Origin of the sequence: Ferruginibacter sp. SUN106 (assembly GCF_050611765.1) — a bacterium.
Classification (GTDB): Bacteria; Bacteroidota; Bacteroidia; order Chitinophagales; family Chitinophagaceae; genus Ferruginibacter.
Genome location: NZ_JBODJC010000003.1, coordinates 548110 through 565631, shown reverse-complemented (window position 1 = coordinate 565631; position 17522 = coordinate 548110). Strand labels below are relative to the sequence as shown.

The 17522-nt window shown below is 36.8% G+C and carries 12 protein-coding genes; 5 read left to right on the top strand and 7 right to left on the bottom strand.

From position 1 onward, the window contains the following. Positions 1-18 precede the first annotated feature (18 nt). The 3 genes from ACQ334_RS13975 (at position 19) to ACQ334_RS13965 (ending at position 2265) form a co-directional block, all read left to right on the top strand. A complete protein-coding gene (locus tag ACQ334_RS13975; RefSeq protein WP_430988851.1) occupies positions 19-372 on the top strand; it encodes a DUF4288 domain-containing protein in 354 nt (117 codons plus the stop codon). Positions 373-384: 12 nt separating this feature from the next. Continuing rightward, positions 385-1458 carry a sensor histidine kinase gene (locus tag ACQ334_RS13970; RefSeq protein ID WP_430988850.1) on the top strand — a complete coding sequence of 358 codons (1074 nt, stop codon included), beginning with the start codon at positions 385-387 and terminating at the stop codon, positions 1456-1458. Positions 1459-1536: 78 nt separating this feature from the next. Further along, positions 1537-2265 carry a LytR/AlgR family response regulator transcription factor gene (locus ACQ334_RS13965; RefSeq protein ID WP_430988849.1) on the top strand — a complete coding sequence of 243 codons (729 nt, stop codon included), beginning with the start codon at positions 1537-1539 and terminating at the stop codon, positions 2263-2265. Between the two features lie 34 nt (positions 2266-2299). Here ACQ334_RS13965 and ACQ334_RS13960 read toward each other — a convergent pair whose 3' ends face one another. From ACQ334_RS13960 to ACQ334_RS13935, 6 genes are read right to left on the bottom strand one after another with little or no spacing between them, the layout of a single operon-like run. After that, a complete protein-coding gene (locus ACQ334_RS13960) occupies positions 2300-2488 on the bottom strand; it encodes a hypothetical protein (RefSeq protein ID WP_430988848.1) in 189 nt (62 codons plus the stop codon). A gap of 52 nt (positions 2489-2540) precedes the next feature. After that, complete coding sequence (locus ACQ334_RS13955; protein WP_430988847.1) at positions 2541-4676, bottom strand: hypothetical protein; 2136 nt, start codon at positions 4674-4676, stop codon at positions 2541-2543. 12 nt (positions 4677-4688) lie between these two features. Further along, positions 4689-7043 (bottom strand): BamA/TamA family outer membrane protein, encoded by a 2355-nt coding sequence (locus ACQ334_RS13950; RefSeq protein ID WP_430988846.1) that lies wholly within the window; start codon positions 7041-7043, stop codon positions 4689-4691. Beyond that, positions 7000-12231: a translocation/assembly module TamB domain-containing protein gene (locus tag ACQ334_RS13945; protein WP_430988845.1), complete on the bottom strand. Its 5232-nt coding sequence runs from the start codon at positions 12229-12231 to the stop codon at positions 7000-7002. Before ACQ334_RS13945 ends, ACQ334_RS13950 begins: the two co-directional genes overlap by 44 nt. A gap of 32 nt (positions 12232-12263) precedes the next feature. Next, a complete protein-coding gene (locus ACQ334_RS13940; protein ID WP_430988844.1) occupies positions 12264-12449 on the bottom strand; it encodes a hypothetical protein in 186 nt (61 codons plus the stop codon). Between the two features lie 11 nt (positions 12450-12460). Continuing rightward, positions 12461-13288, bottom strand: coding sequence for an alpha/beta fold hydrolase (locus ACQ334_RS13935; RefSeq protein ID WP_430988843.1), 828 nt, complete (start codon positions 13286-13288; stop codon positions 12461-12463). A gap of 293 nt (positions 13289-13581) precedes the next feature. Here ACQ334_RS13935 and ACQ334_RS13930 point away from each other — a divergent pair, with 293 nt between their 5' ends. Continuing rightward, positions 13582-14346 carry a ThuA domain-containing protein gene (locus ACQ334_RS13930; RefSeq protein WP_430988842.1) on the top strand — a complete coding sequence of 255 codons (765 nt, stop codon included), beginning with the start codon at positions 13582-13584 and terminating at the stop codon, positions 14344-14346. 79 nt (positions 14347-14425) lie between these two features. Here ACQ334_RS13930 and ACQ334_RS13925 read toward each other — a convergent pair whose 3' ends face one another. After that, a complete protein-coding gene (locus ACQ334_RS13925; RefSeq protein ID WP_430988841.1) occupies positions 14426-15199 on the bottom strand; it encodes a DUF3667 domain-containing protein in 774 nt (257 codons plus the stop codon). Positions 15200-15362: 163 nt separating this feature from the next. On the opposite strand from ACQ334_RS13925, the gene ACQ334_RS13920 reads away from it, so the two are divergent. Continuing rightward, positions 15363-17501 (top strand): glycoside hydrolase family 97 protein, encoded by a 2139-nt coding sequence (locus tag ACQ334_RS13920; RefSeq protein WP_430988840.1) that lies wholly within the window; start codon positions 15363-15365, stop codon positions 17499-17501. Positions 17502-17522: the final 21 nt, after the last annotated feature.

The window sequence follows — 17522 nt, the reverse complement described above, 5'->3', positions numbered from 1 at the left end:
AACTAAAAACTATCTGCAATGAACTGGTATATGGCAAAGTTGGTGTATCAATTTATCTGCGGCAGCGGAAAACATACGCCGCAGTTTAATGAACAACTCCGGCTGATTGTTGCAGAAGATGCGCTGCATGCTTTTTATAAAGCCAGGCTTATCGGGGAAAGAGAAACATTAGATATTGTAAATAACGACATCTCGATACAATGGCGGTTTATTGATGTAACAGAAATTTTACCGGTAGATAATTTATCAGACGGAGCTGAACTCTGGTCGTTTATGAATGAGGATTCAGATGCAGAACTGTATATTCGCAATACGCAACAAAAGGCCAGCAGGTTGCTGGAGCAAGGCATGCATGAATTTGATATCATTTAAATAGAAATAGTATTGGCCAAAAAAAATAATATCCGTGGCAGCAGAAAAGCAAACATCGGCGTGGTGTTTACTGTATGGTGGCTGATATGCGGCAGTATTCATGTATGGATACTGCAATACTTTGGCGTTACTTATAATAAAGCGTTGGCAGATGCTACAATCAGCTACCTGTTGCTTGGCGGATCTTGTCTTTTTATCATCAATAATATGCGGTATTATCTTCCCAAAAAAGAAAAATACCTCTATGTTATTGTAATGTCTTTTGCCATAACTGCTTTATGGCTGGCGTTGCTGAATTTTATTTTGAAGGCCATTTATAAGCACGATGATATGTACCTGCAATTATTGCAACGTACATTGGTGATTCGCTATGTGGTTGCTTTTTTAATGATTGCCTGTAATATTCTTTTAAGCCTGATCTGGTATACGCAGAAAGAACAACAGGAAGAAACGGACAGAAGAACTGCTACTGAAAAATTAGCCCGTGATGCTGAACTGAATAAATTACGCCAGCAATTGCAGCCTCATTTTTTATTCAACAGCCTTAATTCCATAAGTGCATTAACAGGGCTACAACCCGAAAAAGCAAGGCACATGATCCAGCAACTGTCGGACTTTTTACGTGGCACATTGCGTAACGAAGGGCAGCAATGGGTAAGCCTGAAAGATGAGATGGAATATTTGCAGCTGTACCTGGATATAGAAAAAGTACGTTTTGGTTACAGGCTGCAATCTAAAACAGATTGTGAAGAAGCGGCCTTGCAAATGACGCTGCCTTCCATGTTACTGCAACCTTTGGTAGAAAATGCCATTAAGTTTGGTTTGTACGATACCATTGGCGAAGTGGAAATATTAATTGCAGCTAAAAAAAACGGTGGCATGTTGCAGGTAACTGTACAAAATCCCTACGATGAATCTACAGCAATGCCAATGAAAGGAACCGGATTTGGCCTTGCATCTATCAGGCGAAGATTGTTCCTGTTATTTGGCCGGCAGGATCTGTTACAGTTAAAAAAAGAGGCCAACCAATTTATAGTAGTGATCAGCATTCCGCAAATTATAAATGATAATAAAGTAGCGGGATAAAAATAATTTACTGTACAAACTTTTAGTCACGTTTTTCATTCGTGTTAATTAGTGTAATTCGTGGCGACAAAAAAATAAATGATGAAAGCAATTATAATAGACGACGAACCATTGGCTAGGTCAATAATAAAAGAATACCTGCAACCCTATACTGCTATTGTTTTGGCAGAAGAATGCAGCGATGGCTTTGAGGGATTAAAAGCTATACAACAACATCAGCCCGATCTTATTTTTTTAGATATTCAAATGCCCAAGATCAATGGTTTTGAAATGCTGGAACTGGTAGATAATCCACCTTTAGTTATATTCACCACTGCTTTTGAAGAATACGCTATCAAGGCATTTGATGCACATGCTGCCGACTATTTATTAAAGCCCTTCAGTAAAGACCGTTTTGATAAAGCCATTCAAAAAATGTTATTGCATAAAACCAATATGGCACAAGCTGTTGCTGCTACAGCTTTACAAACTCCCACAGCAAGTAACCGCATAGTGGTAAAAGATAATGGTAAAATAAAGATCATTCCGTTACCACAGGTGCAGTACATTGAAGCTGCTGATGACTATGTGAAAATATTTACTGCAGAAGGTAATTTTCTAAAAAAGAAAACGATGCAGTATTTTGAAGACAGTTTGCCACAACAGGAATTTATCCGCATACATCGTTCCTACATTGTAAATGCTCAACTGATCACACGTATAACACCTTACGAAAAAGAAAGTCACCTGGCCCTACTCACCACCGGGGCTCAGCTGCCCGTGAGTAAGGCAGGTTACAGTAAATTAAAAGTAGTGCTGGGGATTTAAAAAATCCATCCATTTTAAAGGAAAACGGATTGGATTATATCTCCAGTTTCTCCAATACCAGCAACGTTTCTAAAAATTCATTCCAGGCTTGCTGCCATTTATCTTTTGCTGCGCTTATTTTTTCATGGTGTTCAGTACCGGCTTCACCCTTAGCTTTCATGTACTCGTCCATTTTTTCAAGCGCTTCCTTGTTTAATTCTTCCAAGCGTTTTTTAGGTTCCATAATAATATATTTTTATTAAAATTACGCTTTATCAATAGCAGCTGCAACTAAACTACAATCCATCTGTATTCTTACCAGCAACTGTTTTTTTTGCTGCTGCAAAAACACTTTTCCATAACAGGTAAAAAAAAGATTTGGTGACATCCCTTTCCTGGTTGATCTCATTTTTTCTCAATACGCCATTTTGCGGATTATTATCTTTTGCAAATAAGTTAGCCACAAAACTTACCACCCCTTTCTTTTTATTCTCAGCAGAATCATTTTTTAAAATATCTATTTTTAAATTTTCATACAAAAATGTGGAGGTTCCTTTCGCCATATTGTCATTCCCGGTAAGTTCAAAAGTTACTTTATTAACCCTGCCTGTTCTTATTGAAACCATTCCCAATGGAATTGTAATAGGGTTTAATACGGTTGCGTTGAACCCTCCTGCATTACCCGAAACATCAAAAGCTCCATTCCTTGTGTCCAGGGGAAGCTTCCAGGAGGTTTGCATATTGCTTACTCCCATAAACACGGCATTGGCATTTAATAACAGTAAATTATTTTTACTGATGAGGTCCTCTATATTAGTTACATTGGATATAGTTGCGTTAACGTTTTTAAAAAATACGGTGGCAGTTTGTTTAGAAATCTCTGCTTTTTCTTTATACGCCACATAGCCGTTTTTAACGATCACGTTTTTTATGTTGATGGGAAAATCAATTTTCCGCAATACCTGGTGAGGATAAGATCCGACTTTACTTGAAAGGTTTGGAGCAATAGTCCTGTCATCAAAAATCCTGATATCTGGTTCAAATATCATTGTTTCAGCCTCCAGCTTTTTATCTTTTAAGAATGCATTATTATTGATTCCGTTCAGCTCAATATTTTTAAAATTCAGTGTATACAAATCCTCCTGGTATTTTGAATTTTTAGAAAATGTAGCTTCTGATAATTGCGGGATCATCGAAAAATTATTTATGTGCAATGTTGCATTGGCACTATTGAGTGCAAAAGCCCCCACGTTAATTTTGTATCGTTTATTTGCAGAGACGAATGAAAATCCATCGCCGGAAAGTATCCATTTACTTCTGCCAATAAGATTTCTTATACTGGTACCGGAATATAATTTCTGAATATCCGTGGCTGTAAATTTTACATTGGCAACAGAAAGGGGAGGGTCTGCCGGTTTTGTTGTATTGTAGATCAGTATTTTGGTATTGCCAATACTAATTTTGTTTAATACCGCTTCGTCAAAATAATTATTGTCGATATCTATTTCATCGGATGATGTATCAGCAGTGGTTTTTTTATTTTTCTTACGATAGAAAGTCAGCAAGCCGCCATCGCTGGTTAGTTCATCGGCCTTTAGCAATTGCTTCAGTATAAAAGAATCCGTAGCTATTTTATTGATTGCTGTATTATTAACGTCAAATACAAGTTGTTGTTCATTATTTTTTTGCTGAAAATTTTTAACCCTCATAAATTTACCGGGGGCATTGTATTCCAGGTCACTAAAAGTTGCCTTATGTTTTTCTCCTTTTACGGCAATCTCTTTTACTTTTACCACCACATCATTAATAAAATAGCTGATAATATTCTGATAGTCTTTTGTGCTGTCGATGCTGAAATTTTTTAAATGAATCGAAATATTCTTTAAAGCCGTGTGCGGATCACCGGTTTTATCAGCAAAATTTAAAAAACCATTGTCAATTATTATCTCTCCTGCATGAATGCTATTGTATTTACCCAGCAGCTTTTCGTAAATAGCAAGGCTGTCCTTACTGTTCAATATTTTTTCTTCAATTTTTCCTGAACGGATAATATAAACAACCGGATGAATAATTTCTATAGATCCGGCATCTACAGCAGTATTATGCAGCAATGCCCTGATATTGGCATTTTTTACCGCCACTTTATCAATACGTACATTGTAAATGGTATTTGCAGAAGCGGTATCAAATTGCAGCAACTGTTGTTGTAATGAATCTGATTGCAGTACCACATTATAAAAGGATGCGTTGCCATTTTCCTCATCAATAGCAGAACTATCGTAATGAACGTAGTATAAATTGTTGGTTCCTTTGTGCAAAGCATTTTCAATAGCATCTTTGATGATACCTTTTTTGTGTTGCTGCCAGTAAAACCAACCAGCCAATAATGCTATTGAAACAACAACAAAAGCTATTTTTATAAATTTTTTCAAAATACGGTTCATTTAAAAAGGCATACCTAATGCAATATTCAGAACAAGATTTTCTTTCCTCCAGGCACTGCTTCCAAAATCAATCTGGTTTAACACCCATCTTTGTGAGGATGGTAAAAATGGTTTTCTCAGTGGGATACCAAGATCTGCCCTTATCACTAAAACAGTAGCATCAAAACGTAAACCAATACCGGATGCTACTGCTAATTCTTTATACCAGTCTTTACTCAGTTTTGCAGCAGGGCCAAATGCCACAGTATCTTTTGTCCAGATATTGCCTGCATCAAAAAATATGGCACCACTAACGATTGAGGTAATTGGAATTCTTATTTCAGAATTGAATAGAAATTTATAATCACCCCCAATGATCTGGAAATATTGTTGGTCTGCGGCTGAAGGCTGGTGAGTGCCCGGCCCTAAACTGCGGACACGGAATCCACGGACAGAACTCGATCCTCCAATAATGTATTGTTTGGCAAAGGGTAACATGGCTGAATTATTATAAGGTATACCAATACCAACCTGGAAACGATTTGCCCAATCCCATTTATTGGTAAAGCGATGGGTATAGTGTACATCAAAATCTGTTTTTACATATTGTGCAAATGGTGTGTTGAAGACTTTTTTTTCTCTTACTCTTTTAGCGCCTGTTATTAACCCGGTTATGTTGCCGGAGAGATCAATACTGGCATTAAAATACCATTTGTCTTTCCGGTTGCGTTGTGTGCTGTTGTAGGTGTAAGAAAAATAAGTGCCCAATACAGCTTCGGAATATACATTTAATAAAATAGCAGGATTGATCAACGCCTGTTTATAAAAACTATCCGTTACATTACTGGCATTCAGGTAACTTAATGCTATCGGTGCCAGTGTAAATTCATTCCTTATATTTTGTTTCCAGGTAAAATCGTATTGCAGGCGGAATAAATTTTTGGTGTAAAACAATTGCTTCCTGTATAATTCATACCCGATCAATAAATTAGTATTAGGAGTGTAATAATTGTTTTCCCTGATATGAAAGAAGGGGATAGCATAGCGGGGGAATTTAATACCTACTTCGCCACCAATACGAAAACTATTGTTATTACGTGTTGAATCTGCAAACGATGCTTCAACTCCGGTGTAAGCTTTTACAGTAAGCAACTCTGCACCATGAAAAAGATTCCTGTTTTTCCAATTCACACTTACCTGTGTGCCTAAAGAATTATTATCTTTTGAGAAACCATCTATTTCTCCCTGGAAAGATTTCTTTTTTGCAGGCGTTAAATAATAATACACATTTAGTTTGTGATTATTAGAATCCTTTACCGATTCAAAACGGTTCTTTACAAATTTAAAGGCGCCCAGGCTTATGAAACGGTTTAGTGTAGTGTTCTGTGCACGGCTGCTATATACACTGCCGGGCCGGTATGTAATTGTTTGTGCAAACAGGCGAGGATTAAATTTTTTCGCAGTGTCTTTAATAATTAATCCTTCGTATGGCAGGGCACCCAGCATGCTGGTATCAAGTTTTGCAGCAACCAATGAGTAATCAGCAAATACTATGATCTTATTAATAGTGTAAGGATATTTTGCTTTCTCCGGCGTTGATTTTTTTACGTTCAGGTACAAGGCTAATTCCCTGTTACCAATAGTGGTATCCGCATAAGCCATCAGGTAATCGGGATTGAAATAGAAATAGCCTTTTGTTTTAAGAAAAATATCCAATTCATCTCTTTCTGCACTGATATCACTCAACCTGTAAGGCTGCCCGGTTTTAAGGATACCTCTTTTTTGTCTTTGTTCTAATAACTTTAACAATGCAGAACTGTCGCTAACCCAGGTGATACTTTTAATATGGTACTGCGGCTGCACCATTGCCTTATAAATTGCTTTTACAAAATAGCCCTTGCTTGTGGTATCGCCTTGCACTGTTGAATGAAAGTAACCCGTGTTTTCCATAAAGGCCTGCATGTTTTCTGCTGTAACGGCTGCATTTACCCTGCTGCTGAGCACAGGTGGCTCTCCTAATTTTTTTCTTAAAAATGCACGTAATCCTTTTTCTTTTTTACTGGCATGCGGCTCGCCGATTTTATACCACCACCATACTTTATAAGGTTGTCCTAGTAAAAATTTATTCCGGCGTGGCGTAACAGCCAGCTTCAATTGTTTTTTTAATTGTTTGCTGCTGGTTTTTACAGCGTCATTCTTTTCAACTTTAATGGTAGCGCCATTATATAATTTTTCCCCTGCAGGCAAATAACGCCTTACACTGCATGACGATGCAATGAGTAATACAATCAATCCTGTAAAAAAATATCCCTTCATGAATGTTTGTAATAAATTATTTCTTCTTTTTTCTTTTGAACAATTCATTGAATTTGTCATAATCCATGGTTACTAAAAAACCTAATCCTGTTTCCACTACATAACCATCCAGTACTACTTCAAATTGATTTTTACGATATGCTCTTAATAAATATTTGCCATCTTTGGTTAATTTATAAGCAATGGTAACATCGGGTATAAAACTGTTATTGGCTTTTGCAGCTGCATCTTGTCCCTGCACACCAAAGTTTTTGCCTACACTCACAGTAATCTTATCATCTAAAAAAGTTTTGCTTAATGCCACATTCAAATCGGTACGTTGTGCATTGCCGCCATTACTATAATCACGGTAGCTGTTAAGGTTAAGGTCTATATCAACTCCTTTCAACAGGTTACCTGCAATTTCATTTAATGCGCCGGATAAAAACTGGCTTACGCTCTGGCGGGCAATATCATTAAAATCGTTACCATTGCCTTTAAAAAAGTCACTACTTTGTTCTCCGGTAAACCTTCCTAATAATAATAAAGAAAAAACCTGTTTATTGGTAGCTGATTCATCACCCCTTATTTGAGTGAGTTTATTTTCAATCGTTGTTCTCAGGTCGCTGCTGATCACCGCATTTTCTTCTGTTAACTGGATATCAAATTTTATAGTGGGTTTACTTAGTTCGCCTGTTAAATACAACACAACCTTAAACGGAACTTTTTGATTGAAAGAATTGGAAAGTAAAGGGTCAACACTTCCTACTTCATTTCCTAAAAGGTCTTTTGCTGCGGTATTAACTGTATATGCAGCTACAACATCTAATTTGGCTTTCATAGGTTCACCACCAAACACAATGCTGCTGCCTTTTTGAAGAATAAATTTTCTTTGCAGGAACTGGTAATTGAAAAGATAGTAACCATTATCCAGGTTATAATTTCCTGCAAGAATGATATTGCCACCGGGATCTACACCTGCATTTAACCTGGCATCTCCCTGCACTTTTATTTCATCGCCTGTTGCCGGGTCAATGATTATGGTTAACGCTGCTTTCTTTTGAATTTCAATATTCAGGTTGTAATTTAAAAACTGTGCAAAATTTGATTGCACATCTCTTTCCTGAACAAATGGTGTTACAGGAGGATTGATTTCAAAAGTGTCACGATCAATAAACCGCACTATTGTTCTTCCTTCGTCTTTGCCATAACTTTTTTCAGGAATAACAATAGTTACATTGCTTTTATCTTTTACATAAATATCACCTTCTATATCCGGAGAAACAGAATTGCCTGTAAGGGAAATATTGGCATCAATAGCTGCAAATCCATACAACTCATTAGTAAATGATCTTGGGGCATTGAGTACAATAAAATCTGTTGCATTGATATCCAGCTTCAGATCAAACACACTTTTCGGCTCAACAGTAACAACGCCATCAATTTTCATCTGGTGATTTAATGAATCCCTGATCGTAAAATTATCCAGTTTTATTACCGGGTAGTCAAAAGTTATTTTTTGATTGTCTGCTTTAAAAGCAGTGCCAAGGTCGGTTACAGTAAATTGGGTAGTGTCAAAGTTCAATGCACCTTTCCATCTCGGGTCAGCAAATTTTCCATTGGCGGTAAAGTCTCCATGAATATTGCCTGTTGCATTCTTTAGTTTTCCACTCGAAAAACCTTGCAGCGTTGCAATATTTAATTTTTTGATGTCGGTGAAAAAGTCAAATTCCTGCTGTTCGTTATTCAGGTAATAATTTCCATTCGCAGTAATATCATTTCCGTTTCCCAAAAGCGAAAGGGTAGCAGTAATATTATTTTCCGATTGTTTTTTAGCTGAACCGGTTAAATTCCCCATCGGTTGCTGCATTACCTGTAAATCAGTGATAGTAAGGTTTCCGGTAAAGGCAGGAATATTTTTATACAGATCATTCACTTCCATTTTAGCATCCATGATGCCGGAAGCAAATAAAGTATCATTACTTATAATAGCGCTGATACTTTTGAAATTAAAATTGTCAATGGCAATATCTATAGGGCTATTCACAATTTCAGCCCTGCTTTTAATGGAAATAGTAGAAGTATCACTGGTTATTAAAAAATTATGAATGATTAAACCGGCGGGAGAATAATTGATATAGTTATCTGTGGTTACATTCCACTTTTCATAATTCAGCAGTAAACTATCTTTTAACCTGAAGGAATAAATACTGTTGCTTTCAGAAAGAGACGCTTTCAATCCAAACCAGTCTTTTCTTTTATTGTCCTGTGTAAAAGCACTTAATAAAATACTATCCCTTGCTGCACTTCCTTTTAGGGCAGTGCCATAAAAAGTATTGGCTTTATAATTTAAAGTGTCGAAAGTTATGGCATAATTAATGCGCTCACTTTTTGATCCGAAGTTAATTACGCCATTTCTTAAAGCCTTATCCTCGTAGGCAAGATAGGGGAGTGTCATACTCAGGTTTAATGCACTGTCTGTATTGGCTGATGCAAAACTGCCTTTAAAATTAATGTCATTATAATCTTTAAGTCCGGGTATAATACCAATCAGAAACGGATGTTTTTTTATATTGCCTTCAAAGCTGAGTTGCTGGCCGGGGATATTTTTTATATTTACCGAATCGGATATCTTATAATAATGATTTACGTATTGTACAATGGCATCGCCAACTTTATCATAATCAAATGCACCGTTTGCATGCAGGTTGGCAAAAGAAGTATTAAAATTAATATCGTCTTTTCCTGCGGCAGATGTAGCCACCAATGAAACACTATCCAGTGAATATAAATTCTTACCAACCTGCATTTTTATAGAATCAATTACGGTATTGATACTGAGGTTACGTGGTTGTAAATTATCTGCATGGATATTCGCTGCTAAAGAAAAATTTAGGGTGTCTTTATATAAATGTAATTTTTGTAATTGCGCCGTATCTACTTTTACAATACCAGTAATTGAAGGATATTCTTGCTGAACATTCGCTTTTATATCGTAATGCAATTTTACACTGCTGTCATTGATCGATCCCCTGCTATCAATTATTCCTGCATTAAAAACTGTAAATACTTCGGCATGCTGGTAATTGTATTTATTATACTGTAATTGTTGTACAGACGCTGTAATGGTACTTTGCATGGTCTTATAATCAAAGCCTTTACCTTTTGCTGTAAATGCACCGGTAACTTTTCCAATTATCGTGTCCTGCCGGATGAGTTTGCCAATTTCATAGTTGTTGGTGGTAATAAACAAATCGTAAACTGCTGTCGCAGGATCGGTCATATTCTTAATAAAACCTTTTACAGTAGCTTGTCCGTAACTGTCATTGATTTTAACATCGGCAACCAGGTTTTTTATATCGCCTTTCAGCAGGCCACTGATGCTCACTTTATCCGGAAGATTTATTCCAGGAGGCAATGATCCCGGTGGTATAAATCCAAGAATAATGTTTTTATCGATTGTACCGCTTCTAATGGCGAAATCGTATTTTAGTTTTGCAGGATTGGAAATATTCCTTAGTGTAAAAATGCCATTAAATGCAATACCTTTTCCATTGGTTTGAATATCAGCCACCAGGTTTTCTTTATTGCCTGTAATATGCCCGGTTAAATTAAATACATCAGGCAATTGTACAAGCAGGGATTGATTTTCTTTTGGTACAAATTTTAGAAGGTCGGATTTTAAAAAATTACTTTTATCTATATACAGGTCATAGGAAAATTTTGTAACATCAGTAAGATTATATAAAGTGCCATGTGCATTTAAACTGGTGCCGGAAAACCCAATCAGTTGCAGGTAGGGCAAATATACCTGTGCAAGATTACCCCTTAACTCAGTATTAAAATGAACCGAATTATTGGCAAACTGTTGTGGAGGGAATGATGTTTTTAATTCCGGAACCAACAAGTACAAATCGTTAAAAGCAATGGTGGAATTTTTGAGCACTGCAGTTAACAAACTGTTCTTTGGATTAGTAGCAATGCCATTTAGACTATCATATTTAATTTCAAAAAGGTTTTGTAAAAGTGTCTGCGGCGATTTTACATATAATTCTTTGGCCGAAAGAATAGAATCGGTCATTAAAAAATTGGCATGTACTGTATCCAGTATAAATCCGCTGGTATCTTTAAAACTCAATTGGTTTACTAATGCAGCGGTTTTGCTTTTAGCATAACTGAATGCAGTAATTTTGGCACCAAGACCTTTAATATTAAAATGTCCGAAATCAAATCCTCCTGCCTTAGCAAGATTGTTGTCGTCGTAGCTGATATGATTATTACTCAACAAAATTTCTTTTGCATTGATCACCCAGGGCATATTATTGCCGGGAGCATTACCGGAATTTTTTTTATTGATGATCTTTGGGCTGATGAACTGAACAATGGAGCTATCTAACCGAAGTGCATCGGTGGTAACCAAAGTATGTCCCTGGTCAAACAATACATTTTGTAATGCCAAATGGGTAATGGTGTTAGCATAATATAATCCTGATGTCTTGTCAGCCACAATTACATTTACATCCCTGATATCGAAACCGGCTGCCGATACATGTAATCCGTAAGAAGGTTCGCTTGCTGCGGTACTGGTATTTGAATGGAGGGAATCTTTTACTGTTTCTTTATAAGTATTCATAAAGAAATCAAGCCCGGAAGCATTAAAAGTTTGTATACCAAAATTTATTCTATCGGGTTGAAATGTATTTAAAGTAGCATCAAGTTGTTGTATGCCTGCAGCAAAATCTCTCCCATCTTTTTTATCTTTAAACCGTAAAGAAACATGATCAAGCAACAGCCTGTCTAAAGTTATTTTTAATGCTGCTGTATCTTTTACAACCGGTGTGGCAGGCTTTGTTCCGGCAAATGCATCAATAACAAACTGGTAATTGAAAGTTGAATCTTCTTCAGCCCGGTTAATATTGATGAGAATATTTTTAAGCAATAATTTTTGGATACTGGTATTACCCATTATCAATTGAATCATATTGATATCCACAGCAATCTTTTCTCCAAAAACTAAAGTGTCTTTTTTTTGATCTTCGATATAAACAGATTTGATTTCAATCCATTTTGGTAAACTGTAATCAATAGCGCCAATACTAACTTTGGTTTTTAGCTTTGCCTCAAGGTAATTCTGTACCTTGTTTCTTACTATTCGCTTTCCAACAGGAAGATTAATAAACAATAAAAAAAGACATAACAATAGCACCACACTTCCAAGTATGTACAATAATATTTTACCTGCTTTTTTTATACTTTTTTTATACGACATTTAATTATAACCGATCAGGTATTATAAAAACACTATCCACCATAGGATTTTTTCGGTTGTTTTTTACTTACAGCTCCGGCAAGTTTCTTTTCGGTTTTATTTTGTGGTGTAATACTTTTTTTATCGGATGGAAGATGCGGAAAGCCCGGGTAATCCTGGTCAATTTTGGCATCAGGATTTTGCTGTATTTCTTCTTCTTTTTTGATTGGCTTGGCCATATGTTGGAATATTAGATAAAATCGATAAGGTCCTGGTTTAATTTTTCTTTATCTGTAAACCACAGTCCATGTGGTGCACCTTCATAAACCTTAAGTACCGCTCCCTCTATAAGTGTCACCGATTTTTCTGCTGTTAATTTTATCGGCACCGTTTTGTCTTTATCCCCATGTATGATAAGTGTAGGCACATTTATTTTCAACAGGTCTTTTCTGAAATCAGTAGAAGAAAATGATTTGGCACATTCAATGGTGGCAACAGGTGATGCATCCATTGCTTTGTTTAAGGCACTGGTTAAATAGGCTTCGCTAACCGGCTGATTTAATATACCTAAACTGTAAAAATCTTTATTGAAACCTTCCAGGAATGTTGGCCGGTCGTCCATCATTGCTTTTTGATTGGCGGCAAAATGTTCCTTTGGTACACCATCCGGGTTATCATCTGTTTTCAATAAAAAGGGAACTACCGCACTTATCAAAACAACTTTTGAAACTCTGGCATCACCATAGAGTGAAAAATATTTTGCAATTTCTCCTCCACCCATTGAAAAGCCAACTAATGTTACACCATTAAGATTTAATTCATCCAATAAAGCTTTAAGGTCGCTGGCCAGTGTATTATAATCATAGCCTGTAAACGGCCGGTCAGACTGTCCAAAACCTCTCCGGTCGTAAATAATACAGCGTAAGCCATGTTGTGGTAATTGTGTTACCTGGTATTCCCACATCGAACCGCTCAAGGGCCAGCCGTGAATGAAAACCACTGGCTTCCCTTTGCCAAGATCTTCGTAATAAATTCTTACAGGCTTTTCATTATTTTGAACCGAATTAATAAATGGCATAATTATAATTTAATAGTACCGGAATGGAAGATTGATGAATGAACTGCCTTTGTCTTTTTTAATATTTAAAGGGAACGTTTCCACGTACTTAAAGGTCAGCATATCTCACACGATAACTGTTACATAACTTTATTAAGAAGTTACATTATTCACACATTACCCTATTGCATAGCATTGCACAAGATGAAATACAGGTAATGGTGTACAGCTGAGCATTTTACTTTTGGTGGCGTAGAGGAGCGTATATTGCAAATATTAAATTACCTTCATAACCTAAATGTAAAATTGCTTGTATGAAAGGAATAAAATTTCTCCTCATTTTTTTATTGATTGAACTCAGTATGATTAACGCAACACCAGCCCAGCAAAAACAATTTAAAGCATTAGTAGTAACCACCACCAGGGGATGGCATCACGAATCTATACACAATGGGTTTATTGCCCTTAAAGATTTAGGGGTAAAGAATTTTTTTGATGTAGTGCTTTGGGAAGACCCCAAGGGATTTACAGATAAATATGTAGAACAATTCCAGGTGATCATCTTTTTAAATACTACAGGGGATATTTTTGATTCGGCACAACAAAAAGTGATGGAACGTTTTATACAATCCGGTAAAGGCTATGTAGGCATTCACAGTGCCTCTGATACCGAATACGATTGGGATTGGTATAATAAACTGGTAGGTCGCATGTTTTATATTCATCCTGTAATTCAAACTGCACAGCTGAATATCGTGGATGATAAATTTCCCGGCCTGCAGGGCTTTGCCAATAATAAATTATGGACAGATGAATGGTACCAATTTGGCCCTGAAAAAGTTACCGACTTAAAATATATTCTTGCTGTTGACGAATCTTCTTATAACCCGAAAGCAGACTGGGGCCCCAAAAAAGGAGAGGGTATGGGAAAAATGCATCCTATCAGCTGGTACCACAATTTTGATGGCGGTCGTGCTTTTTATACAGCGCTTGGGCATTTACCAACGGTGTATAATGATCCTGCATTTTTAAATCATTTGTATGCCGGAATATTCTGGGCAGCTACAGGGAAAAAATAATTTTAATACTTGTTTATTATAAAACTGCCGCCAGCGATTAAAAACCTGGCGGCAGTTTAGTAACATATAAACATCAGTTTCAGCTGAATCGTATGCCATACATACTGAAAATACCCAGGCCATTAAAATCCCTGAATACTGCCCACACTATAAACATGGCAATGGCAATCTGCACCAAAACAAAACCTATACCAGTTAAAGTACTTTGCCACCAGCTGCTCTTTTTTATTTTTTTATGAAAACCATAATTAGCATAGGCAATAAATGCAATTAAGAAAATTGCGTAAAATAAATTTTCATGTACCGATCCGTATACCTTAAAAACTGCAGTTAAAAAATAATTGATGGTATTAGCAACAATATCAAACATGCTTTTTATAGATACCAGCACCATTGCAAATACAGTATACTCACTATAGCGGAAGCCATTCTTTTTATCATGTAACAACCAGATCACAAAACCTACCAGCGGTATGATGATCAGCAATAAAATTTTGCTGTAAATATTAAAAGCATGGCCGTATTCATTATTATCATGAAATATGGATTCTTTAATAGCCAGCTCCTTACTTTCTACAAAGGCAGCGATAGCAGTAATAAAAACAAAAAAAGTAAACAGGTTAAAATATTTTTTCCGTTTGCCTTCAGCTATATATTCATAAGCTACATTTCCCGGGTTCAGGATAAGCTGCTTCATCAATACTAAAATGCCCTTATCCGCATGTGTAAATGCATGAAAGGCTTCATGAAAAATATGCCTGAAAGTAAAACTGGTAACAGAAAATTTTTGGCCACATTCACCGCAGAAATTACCCTTATTGTGATTACCGCAGTTTTTGCATGTATTGATCATTCATCGAATGTTTAGGTTTCGCAACAAAAATAAGGTATTTGAAAAGACAGCCACAGCAGGTAACGATTTGTTTTTATACATTTTATTTAATACCAAAATTAAAAAGATAAATTGTGTATTTTTTACACAATAATCAATAAATTTACAGCCTAAATTAAAAACGATGCTATATAAAAGATTGCTTGCTGCTGTGTTTGCAGTGGTAATTGGTGCTGCTGCTTTAGCCCAAACCAAAACCACTGTTACTTCTCCCAACAAAAACATTACACTTAATTTCTGGCTTGGTGATAATGGAGCGCCGATGTATGAAGTGTTGTACAAAAACAAATCGATCATGCTGCCATCTGGTCTTGGATTAGAGCTAAAAGAAACCATGACGGATAAAGTTTTACCTTCTTTAACTAATAATTTAACGGAGGTTGCTTCCATGCAAATAAGTTCAAACACTACCTGGAAGCCGGTTTGGGGCGATGTAAAAGAAATACGTGATAATTATACACAGCTGAGTGTAAAGCTTAGCCAGAAAACTGCCGAGGCTATTGAGTTTACGATTGTGTTTAAAGTTTTTGACGATGGCGTTGGTTTTCGTTATGAATTTGCTGAACAGAAAAACCTGAAACATTTTATTGTAGCAGATGAAAAAACAGAATTCCATCTTACCGGCAACCATAAAGCATTCTGGATACCCGGCGATTATGATAGTAACGAATTTAGTCCGAATGTAACCAGCCTGAGTGAGGTTAATGGCGAAGACCCAAAATATGCTGCCAGCATTTTTGCCCACCAGTTCTTTGATAAAGATGCGGTACAAACACCATTAATGCTTAAATCGGCTGATGGTTTATACATCAACATTCATGAAGCCGCATTGGTAAATTATCCCGCTATGAATTTACATGTTGATAAAGCATCTTTCAATTTAACTTCAAAACTGGTGCCTGATGCATTGGGTAATAAAGCGTATTTACAAACACCGGCAAAAACGCCATGGAGAACGATCATCGTTTCTGATAAAGCAACAGATATCCTGGCTTCACACACCATTTTAAATTTAAACGAACCTTCAGTAATTAAAGATCCCAGCTGGATAAAACCTACCAAGTACGTAGGCGTATGGTGGGAAATGCATGTAGGCAAATCAACCTGGGATTATGCAGGGAGCCAGAATGCCACCAATTTTGATACAAAGAATTTAAAAGCTTCGGGTAAACACGGTGCAACTACGGCTAATGTAAAACGTTATATCGACTTTGCATCAAAGAATGGCCTTGATGGAGTTTTAGTTGAAGGCTGGAATGTGGGTTGGGAAGATTGGTTTGGCCAATACAAAGAGAATGTATTTGATTTTGTTACGCCTTATCCCGATTTTGATGTAAAGGAATTGCATCGGTATGCAGCGTCCAAAAAAGTAAAACTAATCATGCACCACGAAACATCCGGATCGGCTACCAATTACGAAAGGCAAATGGATACGGCTTACCGTTTTATGAAGGCCAATGGCTATGATGCAGTAAAGACGGGCTATGTAGGCCATATCATTCCCCGTGGCGAACATCACGACGGACAATGGATGGTAAATCATTATGTGAGGGTGGCGCAAAAAACAGCCAGCTATAAAATTATGCTGGATGCACATGAACCCGTTCGTCCTACAGGCTTAAGCCGTACTTATCCTAACTGGCTGGCATGCGAAGCTGCACGTGGTATGGAGTTTAATGCATGGAGTGAAGGTAATAAACCACGGCACGAAACTATTTTTCCTTTCACCAGGTTTATGGGTGGACCAATGGATTATACACCGGGTATTTTTCAATTGGAATTAAATTACTGGGACAAGAATAAAAAAGAAACTATTCACACCACATTGGCAAAACAGCTGGCTTTGTATGTAACTATTTGCAGTCCTTTGCAAATGGCAGCCGATCTGCCTGAAGTGTATGAAAAGAAAATGGATGCCTTCCAGTTTATAAAAGATGTGGCTCTTGATTGGGATGATAGTAAATATTTAGAAGCAGAACCTGGCGAATATATTACCGAAGCCAGGAAAGCAAAAGGCACTAACAACTGGTTTGTAGGAGCCATCACCAATGAAAATGCAAGAACAGCAACTGTTGACCTTTCTTTTTTAGATGCCGGAAAAAAATACACTGCTACTATTTATGCGGATGCAGATGATGCAGATTTTGAAAAGAACCCTGCTGCCTATAAGATCAGTAAACAAGTGGTAGACAGTAAAATGATACTGAGCCTGAAACTGGCACGGGGAGGAGGTTGTGCAATTAGTATTACACCGGTAAAATAGTTGTGTTTCATAATCGTAAAA

Excerpts from the sequence above, each read along its gene's own strand:
- ACQ334_RS13935 (WP_430988843.1), bottom strand. The coding sequence starts at position 13,288 with ATGCCATTTATTAATTCGGTTCAAAATAATGAAAAGCCTGTAAGAATT.
- ACQ334_RS13940 (WP_430988844.1), bottom strand. The coding sequence starts at position 12,449 with ATGGCCAAGCCAATCAAAAAAGAAGAAGAAATACAGCAAAATCCTGAT.
- ACQ334_RS13950 (WP_430988846.1), bottom strand. The coding sequence starts at position 7,043 with ATGACAAATTCAATGAATTGTTCAAAAGAAAAAAGAAGAAATAATTTA.
- ACQ334_RS13945 (WP_430988845.1), bottom strand. The coding sequence starts at position 12,231 with ATGTCGTATAAAAAAAGTATAAAAAAAGCAGGTAAAATATTATTGTAC.
- ACQ334_RS13925 (WP_430988841.1), bottom strand. The coding sequence starts at position 15,199 with ATGATCAATACATGCAAAAACTGCGGTAATCACAATAAGGGTAATTTC.
- ACQ334_RS13930 (WP_430988842.1), top strand. The coding sequence starts at position 13,582 with ATGAAAGGAATAAAATTTCTCCTCATTTTTTTATTGATTGAACTCAGT.
- ACQ334_RS13975 (WP_430988851.1), top strand. The coding sequence starts at position 19 with ATGAACTGGTATATGGCAAAGTTGGTGTATCAATTTATCTGCGGCAGC.
- ACQ334_RS13920 (WP_430988840.1), top strand. The coding sequence starts at position 15,363 with ATGCTATATAAAAGATTGCTTGCTGCTGTGTTTGCAGTGGTAATTGGT.
- ACQ334_RS13960 (WP_430988848.1), bottom strand. The coding sequence starts at position 2,488 with ATGGAACCTAAAAAACGCTTGGAAGAATTAAACAAGGAAGCGCTTGAA.
- ACQ334_RS13965 (WP_430988849.1), top strand. The coding sequence starts at position 1,537 with ATGATGAAAGCAATTATAATAGACGACGAACCATTGGCTAGGTCAATA.